Genomic DNA, 13,985 nt, shown 5'->3' on the forward strand with positions numbered 1-13,985 from the left:
AGCGGTCCCATCGCAAGCGTTTACTTGGCCGGTACAGTAGCTCTCGCCATGGCTCACTGTCCACTGGCGGATGACTGCCCGAGTTTCTCCGAACGCATCGAAGGGATGGGATGTAGCCACTACGGCGACCGTGGTGGCAAGGAGTGGTGTAACCACTACGGTCAGCCGATCTCCGAACTGAAGACGCAGCCCGTCAAACCAAACGAAGAAGTCGTCGTCGACGTGACCGACATCCACGAGAGCGGTGCCGGCGTCGGCCGGACCGAAGACGGATTCATCATCCTCGTCGATGGAATCCTTCCCGAAGCCCGCGCACGCGTCAAGATCACTAACGTCCACTCCAACCACGCCCAGGGCGAGGAGGTAGAGCGACTCCCGATGGACGAGGAGGAGGAAGACGAAGAGACCGAGGACGCCGATGCCGACGACGAGGAGACGTCGGACCGCGAGCGAACTGATCCGACCGACCGCAGCCCACAACTCGGAAGTCGCGAAGACTTCTGGGGCTCGTAAGCGGCAAACGTCCCGACCCGCCAGCTCTGGACAGCCACCGGCCCGCGATTCTATCGGCGACATACCCACTTGCGTTCTTCCCGTTGCATCCGCCTTATTAACGCTTGTTTGGCGAATACTGCTCACATACGTTACTTTTTTTATGCCTCATTAAAACGATAGCTGTATGGCATCTGACAGAGGAGTACCAAAATACAGCCGCCAGGACCTGCGGAAGGCAACGCGCTTTACCGATGGGGACTACCGGGGTATCAATCCCCGTGAGTTCTACCGGCGACTGAAACGACGGCTCGAAGAGATCCAGACGAAAAACGACTTCAAGTACGAGACGGTCGGGACACAGGACTCTGATCTGGACATCATCAGCGAGGAAGTCGGCCAGAAGACCGGGCGCCTCGACGGCCGGCTCATGGCGGAATCGGACTGGGGCATGCTCGGCACCGGCAAGATCGAATACAAACCGTACGGCCCCCACGGGGCACTTATGATCGTGATCGGCCTGCTCGTGGCCGTTGCCACCGGACTCGCCGAGGAACTCGTGTACGCGGCCCTCGGTGGGGTACTCGTCGTCGCGGGGATCTACCTGTATTTCAAGACCGAGACTGGGGAGTTCCCCGTCGCTAGAAAGGACATCATCCGGATTCTGATGACTGGCGAGGTTAGCGAACGAACCATCGAGGACACCGACGAGGAACGGACCGACATCTTCGCGAATATGAGTGTCATCTACGCCGGTGACACGTTTGTCAACGTCTACACCGGCCGGATGAGCTCGAACATCGACGCCGACTCCTTCGAGGAACTCGACTGGACGCTCGGCCGCCAGCTATCGAAAACCGTCCAGGAGTGGCACGACGACATCGTCTCAAGCGAGCACGCGCTCAACCCTAGCTCCGGATTCATCGACCATCTCGGCGCGTGGTCGAACCGCGACACCTCGAACCGCCGATACAAGAATACGATCGATCAGGTCCAGTCACGTATCAACGGCTCGTTCGACGTCCGACTCGCGTACACCGAAACGCTTCTCGACGAAGTCGAGGCCGACGTGCGCGACGATGTCGCTGACCAGCAGGAAGCGATCAACGCGGAACTCGAAGAGCTTTCACAGGAGATGGAGGTCTACGTCGAGCGAGAAGGGCTCAAACACACGCAGTAATCGCAGTTCCGCCGTATCCGTCAATTATATTATTTCCGATTACAGTGTTAGTCTATGTCACATATCAAGGGAACTATCCACGGACTCGCTTCGATGGGTGCGATCATCCTCGCCGGCCTGACCAACAATCTGCTCACGGAACACGTCGGCGTCGTCGAGCGCCTCTCGGAACTCTCCGTGCGGCTACTGGTCGAGACCGCACGGCTCCCGGTCGACGAGGGCGTGGCCCGGATCGTCATCCCGGCGGGCCTCGTCGTGGGCCTGTGGGTGTTTCTCTTCGAACTCAAACAGGTGACAAACGAGGGTTAGCTCTCGCCAAGCCCCGCGAGTGCGCCGCCGATCCCCCCTGCAATGATCGGATACCCGAGTCCGCGCAGGACCGCATCGGACATCGCTGGACCGACGCTGACGAGTCCGTCGGCGCTCTCGACGGTTGCAAAGGCCAGACTGAGACAGAACAGTCCGCCGTAGCCGATCACGACGAACGCACCGCCCATCGCTCCCTCGACGGGGTTGCTCACGCCGGCGCGCCGAGCCAGAATCAGCCCACACAGGCCCAGGGCGACCGCCGGTACGGCGAGATACATCGTCTCGGTGGCGCTCGGAATCGTCGCCCAGTACTCCAGAAACTGTATCGACTCCGTCCGATCGCCCAGATCGAACTGGATCGGGACACCGTGGCCTGCATAGAACACCCAGAGCACCGCTTCGACCATCGGCTCCGACCCGAACTGTGCGCTCGACAGTGCGTTATCGACCAGTTGTATCTGTGCTTCTAGCTGCTGATCTACGTACTGTTCCGGGTTGTTCGGTGCCGTCGAGGCGTGATAGGCGCCCAGTCCAGCCCAGGCGGCGAGGGTCAGGATCAGCCCGACGACCCCCCAGATCAGCCCGCCCAAGAGTCCGGGTAGCCCGCCATCCTGGTGTGAGGTGCCAGTTGTTTCAACAGTTGACATGTGAGTGTATAGAGGTATATCGGGAAAGTAAATATTACGGCTCCAACAAGTAACCCGGAAACCGCCACGGCGACTCGATTCGCGGGCAATCCACTTTTGAGCACTGATGCGTTATTCTCTGTCATGACACTCGATGCCGATTCTACCGCACTGGTCGTCGTCGACATGCAGAACGGCTTCGCCCATCCCGACGGCACGCTGTACGCGCCGGGGAGCGAGGAGGTGATCGAACCGATCACTGGGTTGGTCGAGCGGGCCCGCGATGCGGGCGTCCAGGTCGTCTACACGCGCGACGTTCATCCGCCCCAGCAGTTCGACGGTAACCACTACTACGACGAGTTCGAGCAGTGGGGTGAGCACGTCCTCGAAGGCTCGTGGGAGGCCGAACTCGTCGAAGAGCTAATGATCTACCCCGAGGATCACGTCGTCGAGAAACACACCTACGACGCGTTCCATGAGACCGAACTCGACGGCTGGCTGAGCGCACGCGGGATCGACACTCTGGTCTTCTGTGGGACGCTTGCGAACGTCTGCGTGCTCCACACCGCCGGGAGCGCGGGCCTGCGGGACTACCGACCGGTTCTCGTCGAGGACGCTATCGGTGCCATCGAGGAGGACCACCGCGAGTACGCCCTCGAACACGCCGACTGGCTGTTCAGCGAAGTCAGCACCCGCGAGGACGTCGCTTTCGAGTGAGTCAGAGGAGATATACTGCGGGCGGGCGTATCCGCCGGAACGATGAGCGATGAGTCCATCGAACGCGACCTCTCGGACCGGCTATCGACGGCTATCGGCGCCGACGTGACCGATATCACCGAGCTAGAGGGCGGCCTGGTCGGCCGCGTGTTTCGCGTCAGCCTCGCCGGTCGGGAGCCAGTCGCGGTGAAAGTCGACGACGTCCCGCTGGAGAACGAAGCGCGGATGCTCGCGTATCTCGCCGACGAGACGGCGCTTCCCGTCCCCGCGGTCCACCACGTCGAATCGGGGCTGCTGGTGATGGAGTACGTCGACGGCGACGGTATCTTCGACGAGCGGGCCGAGCGCGCGCTCGCCGATCATCTCGCCGCGCTCCACGACATCTCGGCCGACGCCTACGGCTTCCCGTTCGACACGCTTTCGGGGCCGTTCCTCCAGTCGAACCCGTGGGCCGACTCGTGGATCGACTTCTTCAGAGACCAGCGCCTGCTCCCGTTCGCGCGAGCGGCCAGCGACGACGGGTCGCTCTCCAGTGACGGGTTCGAGCGCGTCCAGGCGCTTGCCGAGCGCCTCGACGACCTGCTCGTCGAACCGGCCGAGCCAGCACTGCTCCACGGCGACCTCCATCCCGGCAACGTCGTCGTCGGCGACGGGGCGGTACAGGCGGTGATCGATCCGGCTATCTACTTCGGCCACGACGAACTCGGCCTGGCGTACGCGGAACGTTCGCCAGAACTCGGCGAGAGCTTTCTCGACCAGTACCGACGCCATCGGCCGATCCCGACGGGCTATTTCGAGGAGCGCCGCGACGTCTACACCGCGTTTCACGTGCTCGAAAACGTCCGGTACTTCGGCACGGAGATCCGCCCGCGACTCGACGAAGCGCTCGCGGCGGTCGGGGTCTGATTCGGTCGTAGATCGGGCAGATTCCTGACAGCGGCGCCCCCGGATAGAACGCCTTATGGGGCCGATGACGAACAGGGAACCATGGACGTTCAACACACCGCAGTCGCTGTCTCGGATCTCGATGCGACGAAAGCCTTCTACGAGGACGGACTCGGACTGACTCACGATCAGGACTTCTACGCCGGCGAGACGCACCACTACTACGTCACTGGCGACGAACTGGATACCGCGATCCAGTTCGTCCACGAGGAGGGGCAGTCGGTCTCCCCCTCGGGCATCGTCCACCTCGCGGTCCGTGTCGAAGACGTCGAGGCGACCGTCGAGGCGCTCGTCGCGGCCACCGACTGCCCGGTGACCAACGGACCACTCACCATCGAAGCGGCCGGTGCTCGCGCCGCCTTCGTCGAGGACCCCGACGGCTACGAGGTCGAGATTTTCTCGCCGCTCGAATAGATCGGCTTACTCGATCCTGACGCGCACGTCCTCGCCCACCGGGAACGTCGTGTCCGGACAGATCAGTTTCGCACCGAAGGTCTCCCGGTCGGCGAACAGCGCGATGCCGGTGATGGGTTCGTCGTTCGCCAGCACGCTCACGTCGTCCCACGCGACGTCACGGCCCGTCGCGACGCCGACGCGGCGTCCTGCCAAGTCGACCTCGGCGTCGTCCGTACTCGCGCCGAGCAGTCCGCCACAGTCGTAGTGTGGGAAGCCGCCGTCCAGCACCGCTCGCCCGCCGAGTGTCCCCATCCCGACGAACTGCTCGCCCGGTGCGGGATGGGCGGGTGTGTCCAGAATCGCATAGGTGTCGCCGCGCTCTGTGACGCGACCCGTCCCGTCCCACGAGAGCGGTTCGACGTCGACCGCTGGCTCGATCCGGATCGATCCCGACGCCCTGAGCGGGTCGGCATCGCGCGGCCGGAAGCCGACGTGGAGGTGGTTGTCGACCCAGGGTGCGAAAAAGCCCGCGCGGATCGGCCGCCCCAGCGAATCCCCGACCGCGACCTGCGTGCCCGGTTCGACGCCCGGATCGACGTGCATGACGCGAGCCAGGTGACTCCCGGTGTCGATTACGATCAGGTGATCCTCGTCGGCGGCGTAGGACTTCGGCGGCGCCTGGACGCTCCGAACGAGTTCGACCGTGCCCGCAACGGGGCTTGGCGCAGCCGTGGCGTCGGCGTCGGGATACAGATCGACCGCCGATCCGGTGTCGTGTGCGGTGTAGGGAGAGTTGTACAGCGAGAACCGGCGATACCGGTCGAGGACTCGCCCGGGCAGAGTCACCATCGAACCGATTTTAGCATGGGGCTCCCTAACACGTGTCGATGCGTCTCGTTCGCGGCCGCGCGGCGACACCGACCACCGACCGAGAAGCCACGGCGGCGATGCTTGATCGGACGGCAACGGACCGACAGCCCTCGGTTCGCGTCTGGACGCCCCATCGCCAGGTCGCGTTCGGGCGTCGTGACGCCGCTTGCGAGGGCTACGACGCCGCCCGCGCCGCGGCGACCGAACACGGGTTCGTGCCAACCGAGCGGAGCGTCGGCGGTCGTGCCGTCGCCTACACCGGCACCACGATAGCGTTCGCCCACGCCCGCCCGATCGATGACCTCCGGCGCGGCCTCGGCGAGCGGTACGACGCCGCGACGGCCACTGTCCGGCAGGCGCTGTCGAGTCTCGGCGTCACCGTCTCGGCGGGGGAACCCGCGGAGTCGTTCTGCCCCGGTTCGCACTCGCTCCAGGCGGCCGGCAAACTCGCCGGTGTCGCCCAGCGAGTCCGGGCCGATGCCGCACTCGTCTCCGGTGTAGTCATCGTCACCGATCGCAAGGAGATAGCCGACGTTCTCTCGCCCGTTTACGACGCGCTCGGCGCCCCGTTCGACCCGAAATCGGTGGGTGGCGTGGCCCACGCCGGCGGTCCGGACGATCCGGATCTCGTGGTGCGAGCGCTCGAAGATGCGTTCGTCGACGGCGACCCGCGACCGATTCTCTCGGTCGACCGATTTCTCGACGACTAGAACAGTCCGGCCAGCGTTACGAGGCTCTCGATTCCGATGGCGAGTGCAACCAGCGCGCCGCCGTAGACGGCCGACCCAGCCATCGACCACGCTGAGAACCGATAGCACGGGGTGTCCGACATCGCGGTCGGGACGATCAGCGATCCTCGCACGACCGGGAGGACGTTCGTCACGGCGACGGCGGCGGGTCCCCAGCGGTCGAGCAACCCCGTTGCCCGATTCATGCGATCGGCGTCGATCGGTACGTGTTCCATCTCGGCGAGGTCGATGCCGTACCGTCTGACGAGCAAGAACAGGACCGACTGGCCGACGGTCGCTCCGAGGACGGCGGCGGCGAGCACTGGCACGAAATCGAGCAGGTTCGTCCCGGCCGCCACGACGACTGCCACGAACAGCGTCCGCGTCGGGATCACCTTCCCGACGAGCGCACCCTCCAGTACGAAGACCAGAAAGAGCACTGCGATGCCGTAGTGATCGATGATGTCGATCACCGGGCCCGCTACCGCATCTATCATTTCAATGCTGAAATAGGTCTCTGCGTATATAGCTCTTCTATTCCGGCCGAGCGCGGGCATTCGGGACGTTTAGGAACCCCGACGACCCAGTGTTGGTATGCTCATCACGAACGCCCTCCTGCCGGACGACCGCGAGGTCGACGTCCGGACCGAGAACGGGCGCATCGCCGCCCTCGAACCATCGCTCGACGGGTCGGCCGATATCGACGCGGACGGCAAACGGCTCTTCCCGGGCGCAATCGACGTCCACGTCCACTTCCGACAGCCGGGGTACTCCCACAAGGAGACCTGGGAGACCGGTTCGAAAAGCGCCGCGGCCGGCGGCGTGACGACTGTCGTCGACCAGCCAAACACCGACCCGCCGACGATAGATGGCGAAGGATTCGACCGGAAGGCCGAACTCGCCGCCGCCTCCTACGTCGATTACGGCATCAACGGCGGCGTCACCGCCGACTGGACTCCCGAGGAGTTGTTCGACCGGCCGCTCTTTGCGCTCGGCGAGGTGTTTCTCGCTGACTCGACCGGCGACATGGGTATCGATGCCGACCTGTTCGCCGAAGCGGTCGAGCAGGCCGGCGAACGCGACACGACCGTGACCGTCCACGCCGAGGACGCGACGCTGTTCGACGAGTCGGTCCAGGAGATGCCAGCCAACGGTACCGGCCCGGACGCCAACGCCGACCTGTGGAGCGCGTTCCGCACCGCGGAGGCCGAGGAAGCCGCAGTCGAGCGCGCTATCGAGGTTGCAGGCGACACGGGGACGGACGTCCACATTGCCCACACCAGCACGCCGGAGGGTATCGAGGCCGCCGTCGACGGCGGCGCGACCTGTGAGGTCACGACCCACCACCTGTTCCTCTCGCGGGAGGATCTGGACGACCTCGGTACTCATGGCCGGATGAACCCGCCGCTCCGTGACGAAGAGCGCCGCCGGGACGTCTACGAGGCGGTCGCCGACGGCACCGTGGACATGATCGCCACCGACCACGCACCCCACACTCGCGACGAGAAAGACGCCGGCATCTGGGATGCGCCGAGTGGCGTCCCGGGCGTCGAGACGATGCTACCACTGCTCCTGGAGGAAGCGCGCCAGGATCGGTTCTCCTACGAACGCGTCCGTGACCTGATCGCCGCCACCCCCGCGGAGACGTTCGGCCTCTCCCGGAAAGGTCGTATCGAGGAGGGCTACGACGCCGACCTCGTGCTCGTCGACACCTCCGAGGCGACCGAGATCGACGGCGAGATGCTCCACTCGAAATGTACGTGGACGCCGTTCGAGGGGCGTCCGGGCGTCTTCCCCGAACTGACGATGGTCCGGGGCGAGGTCGTCTACCGCGATGGCGACTTCGGCGACGCCGCCGGCGAGAACGTCCGCGAACTCGACGGGCAGTAGCTACTCGGCGCTCGCGTGCAGGTCGCCGCCACAGTGTGGACAGTCGTCGGCGTCCTGGCGCAGTTGCTCGCTCGACGATCTGACCTCCCGCATCACCGCCGAGATCCGGTCCTCGGTGTCGAGTTCGTCCTCGACGTCCAGGTCGACACCCTCTACCTCCAGCAGGAACTTCGCGACCTCGGTGACCTCGTACATCATGTCGTCGAGTTCCTCGGCAGTGAAGAAATCCGACATTGCGCCGTAGAGAAACGTCGCACCCGCAGTTCGGACCTTCTCCTCGAACGAGGAGCGGGCCTGATTGACTGCCTGTGGGCTGTAGGTGTCGGTCATGAAGGGGACGAGTTCGGGCAGGTTCTCGCCGACCTTTGTCATCTCGACGCCCGTCTCGGTTCGGAAGTCCGCACAGAGTCGCGCGATTGCCCACTCGCGTGCCGTGATGTAGGTCCGGTCGCGCAGAAACTCGTTGACCCGGTCGTACTGCGCGCCGTCCATCTTGGTGAACTTCTCGTACTTTCGGACGTCGTCGGGGACCTGCGAATCAGTCTCCGGAACGGAGGGCTGTGGCGAACTCGACGATTCGGTGTCGTCCGGTTCGGTCTCCTCGTCCACCTCGTGGTCCTCCTCCGATCGCTCGTCGTTCGGGCCTACTCGCTCTGTCATGTCCTGCCCTTGCCGAGGCGTCGGCAAAAGAATTGCCGTCGTGACGGGGCGTGGAGCGGGACAGCGCTCGAAGGAAACGCATTTGCGTCCCCGACCCACGCTATCTGATGATGGAACTCGCCGAGGTCCTCGCCGATTTCGAGCTTGCAGATTTCGCCGACGCGTTCGCGTTCGAGTCGTTCAACGAGATGCAACGCGAGGCCCTGCCCGGACTCCTCGGGACGGACGGGAACGTCGTCGCCAGCGCACCCACCGCGAGCGGCAAGACCGCGCTTGCCGAACTCGCGATCTGCAAGACGCTCGCCGAGGGCGGCACTGCCCTCTTCGTCGCCCCGCTTCGTGCCCTGACAAACGAGAAGGAAGCGGACTGGGAGCGCTTCGAGGATCTGGGCTACTCGGTGTACGTCGTCACCGGCGAACGGGATCTGAACCCCCGGCGGGCGCGCCGGGCCGACATCTTGGTGATGACCCCCGAGAAGACCGACTCGGCGACTCGCAAACACGATAGCCGCCGCTACGACTTCATCACCGACGTGGACGTCTGTGTCATCGACGAGGTGCACTTGCTCGACTCGGATCGGCGCGGCAGCGTCCTCGAAGTAACGATTTCACGGCTTCGACGGCTCTGTGATCCTCGCGTCGTCGCGCTCTCGGCCACGATGCCCAACATCGACGACGTGGCGGCGTGGCTCGACGCCCCCGCCGAGACCACCTTCGAGTTCGACGACGAGTACCGGCCGGTCGACCTGCATGCGGACGTGCGAACGTACACGCACGGAGAGAACTCGTTTGCCGACAAGTACCGGCGGCTCTACCGGGCGATGGACCTCGCCGAACCCCACATCGACGACGGCGGGCAGGCCCTCGTCTTCGTCTCCTCGCGCCAGGACACCGTCCAGGCGGCCAAGAAGGCACGCGACGAAATCGCCGAACGCGACCTCGATATGGGTGCCCGTGGCGATTACGACTACCACAACGAGACCCAGCAACTGGAGAACGATACCCTGCGCAAGTCGGCGCTCGACGGCGTCGGCTTCCACCACGCCGGACTCTCGAAAAACGACAAGGACCTGGTCGAGGAGTGGTTCCGACAGGGACAGATTCAGCTCCTCTTCTCGACGTCGACGCTCGCGTGGGGTGTCAACCTCCCCGCACGCTGTGTCGTGATCCGGGACACGAAGTATCACGACCCGCTGGAGGGCGAAGTCGATATGAGCCCCCTGGACGTCCTCCAGATGCTCGGGCGGGCGGGCCGACCGGGCTACGACGACGTGGGGTATGGCTGGATCGTCTGTGACCGTTCGGACGCCGACATGTATCGCAAGCTTCTGCGGGACGGCAAAGAGATCGAGTCCCAGCTAGCCGATGACCTCGACTCCCACCTCAACGCCGAGATAGCGATGGGTACGATCAACGACCTCGACGACGTGATGGGCTGGCTGGAGACGACGTTTTACTACCAGCGCGCACAGAGCGCGCCGGTACAGTACGACTTCGAGAGCCTGCGCGAGCGCGTCCGCGAGACGCTTTCGGAACTGGTCGAGGCTGGCTTCGTCGAGACCGACGAACTGGGCGTCGATCCGACGCCGCTGGGCACGCTCGCCTCGAAGTACTACCTGCGGCTGGATACCGCCGGACGGTTCCACACGGTGGCGACGGCGGCCGAGCAAGATGTCGACGCGGTGCTCGAAGCGGTCGCGACCGCCGAGGAGTTCGACAGCGTCACCGCCCGGCAGGCCGAGCGAGACGCCATCTCCGCAGTCCTGTCCGGCAAGAGCTATTCCGACGACATCGAAGCGGGCCAGCGGAAAGTACTCGCCATCCTGCACTCCTCGATGACTGGCTCGACGCCCGCCGATCTGACGAGCGACGCGTGGGTGATCCGCCAGAACGCCGTCCGCCTGATCTCCGCGCTCGGGGCCTTCTGTGAGCGCTTTGCCGGGCCACAGGCCGCCAACCTCGTCCAGCGCGTCGAAGCGCGCCTCGAAAACGGCGTCAGCGAGGGGGCGGTCGGACTCACCGCCATCGACGGGATCGGTTCGGGGCGAGCGAGCAAACTCGCCTCCGAGGAGATCACGACGCCGGGCGAGGTTATCGCCGCCGGCGTCGACGGACTCGTCGCCGCCGGACTCTCGGAGGGCGTTGCCGAGCGCGTCATCGAGTCGGCAGGCGAACTGCCGACCATCGAAATCGAGTGGGGAGAGTTTCCCGAATCGATCGCACGCGGCGAAAACGAGATGTGTGAAGTCACGATCCGAACTGTTGCCGGTAACGCCGCGGTCGGCGTCCGTGTCACGGTTAACGGCGTCGAGATGACCGCCGACGAGACCTACCTGAGCGACGAACTCGCCGTCCCGGTCGGCGTCTTTGGGGGCGACGAATCGCCGCTGGAGTACGCCATTGAGGTCTGTTTCCCGGAGTTGCCCCTGTTGCCGGTGCGGGACTCCCGGACCGTCGACGTCGAGTAGGCTCTGCTACTGCACCGTTCCGCCGTTGACGACTGCCAGCACGGTCTCTCGCAGGTCTTCGGGGCCTTCGGCTACGACGTCCGCCCCGGAAAAGTCCATGCCGGGGTTGATATCGGTCCGGTAGGCGATACTCGTCATTCCTGCGCGGTTTGCCGACTCGATCCCGTTTTCGGAGTCCTCAACGGCGACACAGTCCGCCGGATCGACGTCGAGCGCGGCGGCCCCTTCCTCGTAGACAAGCGGTTCGGGTTTGCTGCGGCCGTCGACGGCGTTGCCGCTGACGACGCCATCGAAGTGGTCCCGGATGCCGAACCGGTCGAGCACGATGTCGATCCAGTCGTGTGGCGAGGAGGAGACGACGGCGAGGTCGACCTCTCGCTTCTGGAGTTCTTCTGCGAGTTCCTCGAACCCGGAAAGTAGGGCGACCCGCTCGCCGTATAGCTCCTCGGCGGCGGCCTCGTAGTGGGATTCGAGGGTCTCACGGTCGACCTGTAGCTGGTCAGCGTAGTTCTCTTCCAGATAATCGTAGATCTCCCGGTAGTTCATGCCCGTTATCTCCTCGTCCTCGACGACGCCCTCGCCGACCGCCTCGGGGAGCACCCGTTCCTCCTCGAGTTCGACCCAGTACTCCTCGGAGTCGACCAGTACGCCGTCCATATCGAACAACACGGCCTTCATGTACGGTGCATAGACGACTCGCCCGGATATAGCTCCCGTCATCGTACTGTGGGTTGCACCGGTACCGTCCACAGGTTCAAGTACGAATCCGGGCCCAGAGCGGTCCATGTCCGACACAGCCGATCCAGTCCTGCACGAGACCGACCACTCGATCCGCGTCTTCGCCGGCGAGTGTACCGCCATCTACGACAGCGAGGGCCGCGAGGAACACCGCGGTCACGTCACCGTCGTCGTCAAACCCGACAACACCGTCCTCGTTCACGACGCCGACGGCTACCAGCCAGTCGCGTGGCTCACCCGCGCCGATTCGGTGACCTGCGCCCGCGACCGCGGCTTCTCGGTGACGGCCCAGTCCGGCGACGAGACGCTCCGCGTCGTCGGCCACCGCGAGGACGGCTACGCCAGCTATCCGGCGACCGAAGCGGGCGTACCGGTCGGCACCTGCCCCGACTGCGGGCGCTCGCTCGTCCGCGCGAGCGGGGCCGTCTCCTGTCTTGGCTGTGGCGAGCGCTACGGTCTGCCGGCCGGCGCGTCGATCCGGTCGGAGCAGTGTGAGTGCGGTCTCCCCCGGCTTCGCGTCGAGCGCGGGGTCCCCTTCGACCTCTGTATGGACCGCGAGTGCGAGTCCCTCGACAGCGCGGTCCGCGAGGAGTTCGACCGCGCCTGGGACTGTCCGGAGTGTGGGGACGACCTTCGCGTCCTCCGCCGCGGCGGGCTTATCGCTGGCTGTAACTCCTACCCCGACTGCGAGACGGGCTTTTCCATTCCCGCGGGGACCGTGATCGGCTCCTGTGAGTGTGGGTTACCGCTGTTCGAGACCGCGACCGGGCGGCGGTGTCTGGACGCGACCTGCGAGCGCGTCGCGCAGGCAGACACGTAACCGTCGACGAGGGCGTGCGGCTGAGGACCGACCGTAGCACCTTTGCCCGCCCACGGGCGAACGTTTACCAATGGAAGGCACACTCCGCGACGGCGTCGTCCACCTTTCGGGCAACGCACGACAGCAGTTCTACGACGCTCGCGGCTACGGCTATCCGACCGGCGGGAACGATATCGCGGTCGCCCCCGTCGAGGCCGCGCATCTCCTCTTCCGGGGCGATCTGGATGCGGTCGTCGACGGCGACCGACGCCTCGGCTTCCGCGAGTTCCTCACCGGCACCGGCAGCGATCAGTTCGGCCTGCGATTCCTCGTCTACGCCGACCTGCGCGCACGCGGATTCTATCTCTCTCCGGCCCGCGAGCGGTGGACGCCGAACTCGGCCGACATCGAAACCGTTGATTTCGTCGTCTACCCGCGGGGCAAGGGCCCGGAAGACGGCCGGGTCGCCTACCGGATCCGCGTCGTCGGCGAGCGCCAGCGCCAGCCCGCCGCGTCGCTCGGTGACTGCACGCTCGCCATCGTCGACGAGGAGAGCGAGATTACCTACTTCGAGACGGGACGACCCGATCTCACTGGCTCGACGACGGTCGACCTCCCCGACGGGGTGCCGGCGGTCCTCTTCGCTGACCGGGCTATCTGCTGGGAGCCGCCCGAACAACTCCACGATAGTGGCTTTTATGGCCAGCCTCTCGCCGAGCGAAACGCCGACGGGATCCACGGACTCCAGTTGTCCCTCGTCGAGGCGGCACAGCTCGCCGACGCGGCTGCAATCGACGTTCCCGGCGGCTACGAGGCTGTCGTCGAACGCGGCCGTGCCGTGGAGGGCGAGCGGTTCGACCGGCGGCTCACTGCCTACTCCGCGCTCCGGGAGCAGGGAATCGTTCCCAAGACCGGCTTCAAGTTCGGCGCGGATTTCCGGACCTACGCCGACGTGGAATCGGTCGAAGAGCTCAGTCACTCCGAACGTCTCGTCCGGGTACTGCCGTCGAACCACGAGTTCGCGCCGCGAGACCTCTCGCTAGATATTCGGCTGGCCCACGGCGTCCGCAAGGAGATGTTGTTCGCGCTGCCCGACGGCGAGGGCATCGACTGGCTCGCAGTCGGGCGCATCACGCCCTGACGGGGTCCCGAAACGAACGGTTTATG

At 65.1% G+C, this 13,985-nt stretch carries 16 protein-coding genes; 11 read left to right on the forward strand and 5 right to left on the reverse strand.

Annotated elements, in window-relative coordinates; translation table 11 throughout:
* The first annotated feature begins 48 nt into the window (after nt 1-48).
* From ACFQL3_RS17455 to ACFQL3_RS17465, 3 genes are all read left to right on the forward strand, one after another.
* Nucleotides 49-513 (forward strand): TRAM domain-containing protein, encoded by a 465-nt coding sequence (locus ACFQL3_RS17455; protein ID WP_377056650.1) that lies wholly within the window; start codon nt 49-51, stop codon nt 511-513.
* Nucleotides 514-679: 166 nt separating this feature from the next.
* A complete protein-coding gene (locus ACFQL3_RS17460) occupies nt 680-1,672 on the forward strand; it encodes a hypothetical protein (RefSeq protein WP_377056652.1) in 993 nt (330 codons plus the stop codon).
* Nucleotides 1,673-1,726: 54 nt separating this feature from the next.
* Nucleotides 1,727-1,981 carry a hypothetical protein gene (locus ACFQL3_RS17465; protein ID WP_377056654.1) on the forward strand — a complete coding sequence of 85 codons (255 nt, stop codon included), beginning with the start codon at nt 1,727-1,729 and terminating at the stop codon, nt 1,979-1,981.
* Here the strand turns inward: ACFQL3_RS17465 and ACFQL3_RS17470 are convergent.
* Nucleotides 1,978-2,628: a hypothetical protein gene (locus ACFQL3_RS17470; RefSeq protein ID WP_377056656.1), complete on the reverse strand. Its 651-nt coding sequence runs from the start codon at nt 2,626-2,628 to the stop codon at nt 1,978-1,980. The two genes, ACFQL3_RS17465 and ACFQL3_RS17470, sit on opposite strands and share 4 nt — an antisense overlap.
* Before the next feature lie 123 nt (nt 2,629-2,751).
* Here ACFQL3_RS17470 and ACFQL3_RS17475 point away from each other — a divergent pair, with 123 nt between their 5' ends.
* From ACFQL3_RS17475 to ACFQL3_RS17485, 3 genes are all read left to right on the forward strand, one after another.
* Nucleotides 2,752-3,324 (forward strand): cysteine hydrolase family protein, encoded by a 573-nt coding sequence (locus tag ACFQL3_RS17475; protein ID WP_377056658.1) that lies wholly within the window; start codon nt 2,752-2,754, stop codon nt 3,322-3,324.
* A gap of 42 nt (nt 3,325-3,366) precedes the next feature.
* Nucleotides 3,367-4,230 carry a fructosamine kinase family protein gene (locus tag ACFQL3_RS17480; RefSeq protein ID WP_377056660.1) on the forward strand — a complete coding sequence of 288 codons (864 nt, stop codon included), beginning with the start codon at nt 3,367-3,369 and terminating at the stop codon, nt 4,228-4,230.
* Nucleotides 4,231-4,311: 81 nt separating this feature from the next.
* Complete coding sequence (locus ACFQL3_RS17485; RefSeq protein ID WP_377056662.1) at nt 4,312-4,683, forward strand: VOC family protein; 372 nt, start codon at nt 4,312-4,314, stop codon at nt 4,681-4,683.
* Between the two features lie 6 nt (nt 4,684-4,689).
* Here the strand turns inward: ACFQL3_RS17485 and ACFQL3_RS17490 are convergent, their stop codons facing one another.
* On the reverse strand, nt 4,690-5,514 hold the full coding sequence (locus ACFQL3_RS17490) for a hypothetical protein (RefSeq protein ID WP_377056664.1): 825 nt from the start codon (nt 5,512-5,514) through the stop codon (nt 4,690-4,692).
* A gap of 38 nt (nt 5,515-5,552) precedes the next feature.
* On the opposite strand from ACFQL3_RS17490, the gene ACFQL3_RS17495 reads away from it, so the two are divergent.
* Nucleotides 5,553-6,245: a lipoate--protein ligase family protein gene (locus tag ACFQL3_RS17495; protein ID WP_377056666.1), complete on the forward strand. Its 693-nt coding sequence runs from the start codon at nt 5,553-5,555 to the stop codon at nt 6,243-6,245.
* Here the strand turns inward: ACFQL3_RS17495 and ACFQL3_RS17500 are convergent.
* Entirely contained in the window at nt 6,242-6,760 is a 519-nt protein-coding gene (locus ACFQL3_RS17500) for a DedA family protein (protein WP_377056668.1), read from the reverse strand. The genes ACFQL3_RS17495 and ACFQL3_RS17500 overlap by 4 nt on opposite strands.
* A gap of 97 nt (nt 6,761-6,857) precedes the next feature.
* Here ACFQL3_RS17500 and ACFQL3_RS17505 point away from each other — a divergent pair, with 97 nt between their 5' ends.
* The gene (locus ACFQL3_RS17505) at nt 6,858-8,153 is read left to right on the forward strand and encodes a dihydroorotase (RefSeq protein ID WP_377056670.1); all 1,296 of its coding nucleotides are present in this window, start codon (nt 6,858-6,860) and stop codon (nt 8,151-8,153) included.
* Here the strand turns inward: ACFQL3_RS17505 and ACFQL3_RS17510 are convergent, their stop codons facing one another.
* Nucleotides 8,154-8,813: a DUF5806 family protein gene (locus tag ACFQL3_RS17510; protein WP_377056672.1), complete on the reverse strand. Its 660-nt coding sequence runs from the start codon at nt 8,811-8,813 to the stop codon at nt 8,154-8,156.
* Between the two features lie 110 nt (nt 8,814-8,923).
* Here ACFQL3_RS17510 and ACFQL3_RS17515 point away from each other — a divergent pair, with 110 nt between their 5' ends.
* On the forward strand, nt 8,924-11,281 hold the full coding sequence (locus ACFQL3_RS17515) for a DEAD/DEAH box helicase (RefSeq protein WP_377056674.1): 2,358 nt from the start codon (nt 8,924-8,926) through the stop codon (nt 11,279-11,281).
* Nucleotides 11,282-11,287: 6 nt separating this feature from the next.
* Here ACFQL3_RS17515 and ACFQL3_RS17520 read toward each other — a convergent pair whose 3' ends face one another.
* Entirely contained in the window at nt 11,288-12,001 is a 714-nt protein-coding gene (locus ACFQL3_RS17520; RefSeq protein ID WP_377056676.1) for an HAD family hydrolase, read from the reverse strand.
* 64 nt (nt 12,002-12,065) lie between these two features.
* On the opposite strand from ACFQL3_RS17520, the gene ACFQL3_RS17525 reads away from it, so the two are divergent.
* Complete coding sequence (locus tag ACFQL3_RS17525; RefSeq protein WP_377056678.1) at nt 12,066-12,839, forward strand: topoisomerase DNA-binding C4 zinc finger domain-containing protein; 774 nt, start codon at nt 12,066-12,068, stop codon at nt 12,837-12,839.
* Between the two features lie 70 nt (nt 12,840-12,909).
* Complete coding sequence (endA, locus tag ACFQL3_RS17530; RefSeq protein ID WP_377056680.1) at nt 12,910-13,959, forward strand: tRNA-intron lyase; 1,050 nt, start codon at nt 12,910-12,912, stop codon at nt 13,957-13,959.
* Nucleotides 13,960-13,985: the final 26 nt, after the last annotated feature.

Source organism: Natronoarchaeum sp. GCM10025321 (genome assembly GCF_042663585.1).
Taxonomy (GTDB): domain Archaea; phylum Halobacteriota; class Halobacteria; order Halobacteriales; family Natronoarchaeaceae; genus Natranaeroarchaeum.

Coding starts and splice junctions, on each gene's coding strand:
- ACFQL3_RS17495 (WP_377056666.1), top strand. CDS start 5,553: ATGCGTCTCGTTCGCGGCCGCGCGGCGACACCGACCACCGACCGAGAA.
- ACFQL3_RS17525 (WP_377056678.1), top strand. CDS start 12,066: ATGTCCGACACAGCCGATCCAGTCCTGCACGAGACCGACCACTCGATC.
- ACFQL3_RS17465 (WP_377056654.1), top strand. CDS start 1,727: ATGTCACATATCAAGGGAACTATCCACGGACTCGCTTCGATGGGTGCG.
- ACFQL3_RS17520 (WP_377056676.1), bottom strand. CDS start 12,001: ATGACGGGAGCTATATCCGGGCGAGTCGTCTATGCACCGTACATGAAG.
- ACFQL3_RS17510 (WP_377056672.1), bottom strand. CDS start 8,813: ATGACAGAGCGAGTAGGCCCGAACGACGAGCGATCGGAGGAGGACCAC.
- ACFQL3_RS17470 (WP_377056656.1), bottom strand. CDS start 2,628: ATGTCAACTGTTGAAACAACTGGCACCTCACACCAGGATGGCGGGCTA.
- ACFQL3_RS17480 (WP_377056660.1), top strand. CDS start 3,367: ATGAGCGATGAGTCCATCGAACGCGACCTCTCGGACCGGCTATCGACG.
- ACFQL3_RS17485 (WP_377056662.1), top strand. CDS start 4,312: ATGGACGTTCAACACACCGCAGTCGCTGTCTCGGATCTCGATGCGACG.
- ACFQL3_RS17490 (WP_377056664.1), bottom strand. CDS start 5,514: ATGGTGACTCTGCCCGGGCGAGTCCTCGACCGGTATCGCCGGTTCTCG.
- ACFQL3_RS17460 (WP_377056652.1), top strand. CDS start 680: ATGGCATCTGACAGAGGAGTACCAAAATACAGCCGCCAGGACCTGCGG.
- ACFQL3_RS17515 (WP_377056674.1), top strand. CDS start 8,924: ATGGAACTCGCCGAGGTCCTCGCCGATTTCGAGCTTGCAGATTTCGCC.
- ACFQL3_RS17455 (WP_377056650.1), top strand. CDS start 49: ATGGCTCACTGTCCACTGGCGGATGACTGCCCGAGTTTCTCCGAACGC.
- endA (WP_377056680.1), top strand. CDS start 12,910: ATGGAAGGCACACTCCGCGACGGCGTCGTCCACCTTTCGGGCAACGCA.
- ACFQL3_RS17475 (WP_377056658.1), top strand. CDS start 2,752: ATGACACTCGATGCCGATTCTACCGCACTGGTCGTCGTCGACATGCAG.
- ACFQL3_RS17500 (WP_377056668.1), bottom strand. CDS start 6,760: ATGATAGATGCGGTAGCGGGCCCGGTGATCGACATCATCGATCACTAC.
- ACFQL3_RS17505 (WP_377056670.1), top strand. CDS start 6,858: ATGCTCATCACGAACGCCCTCCTGCCGGACGACCGCGAGGTCGACGTC.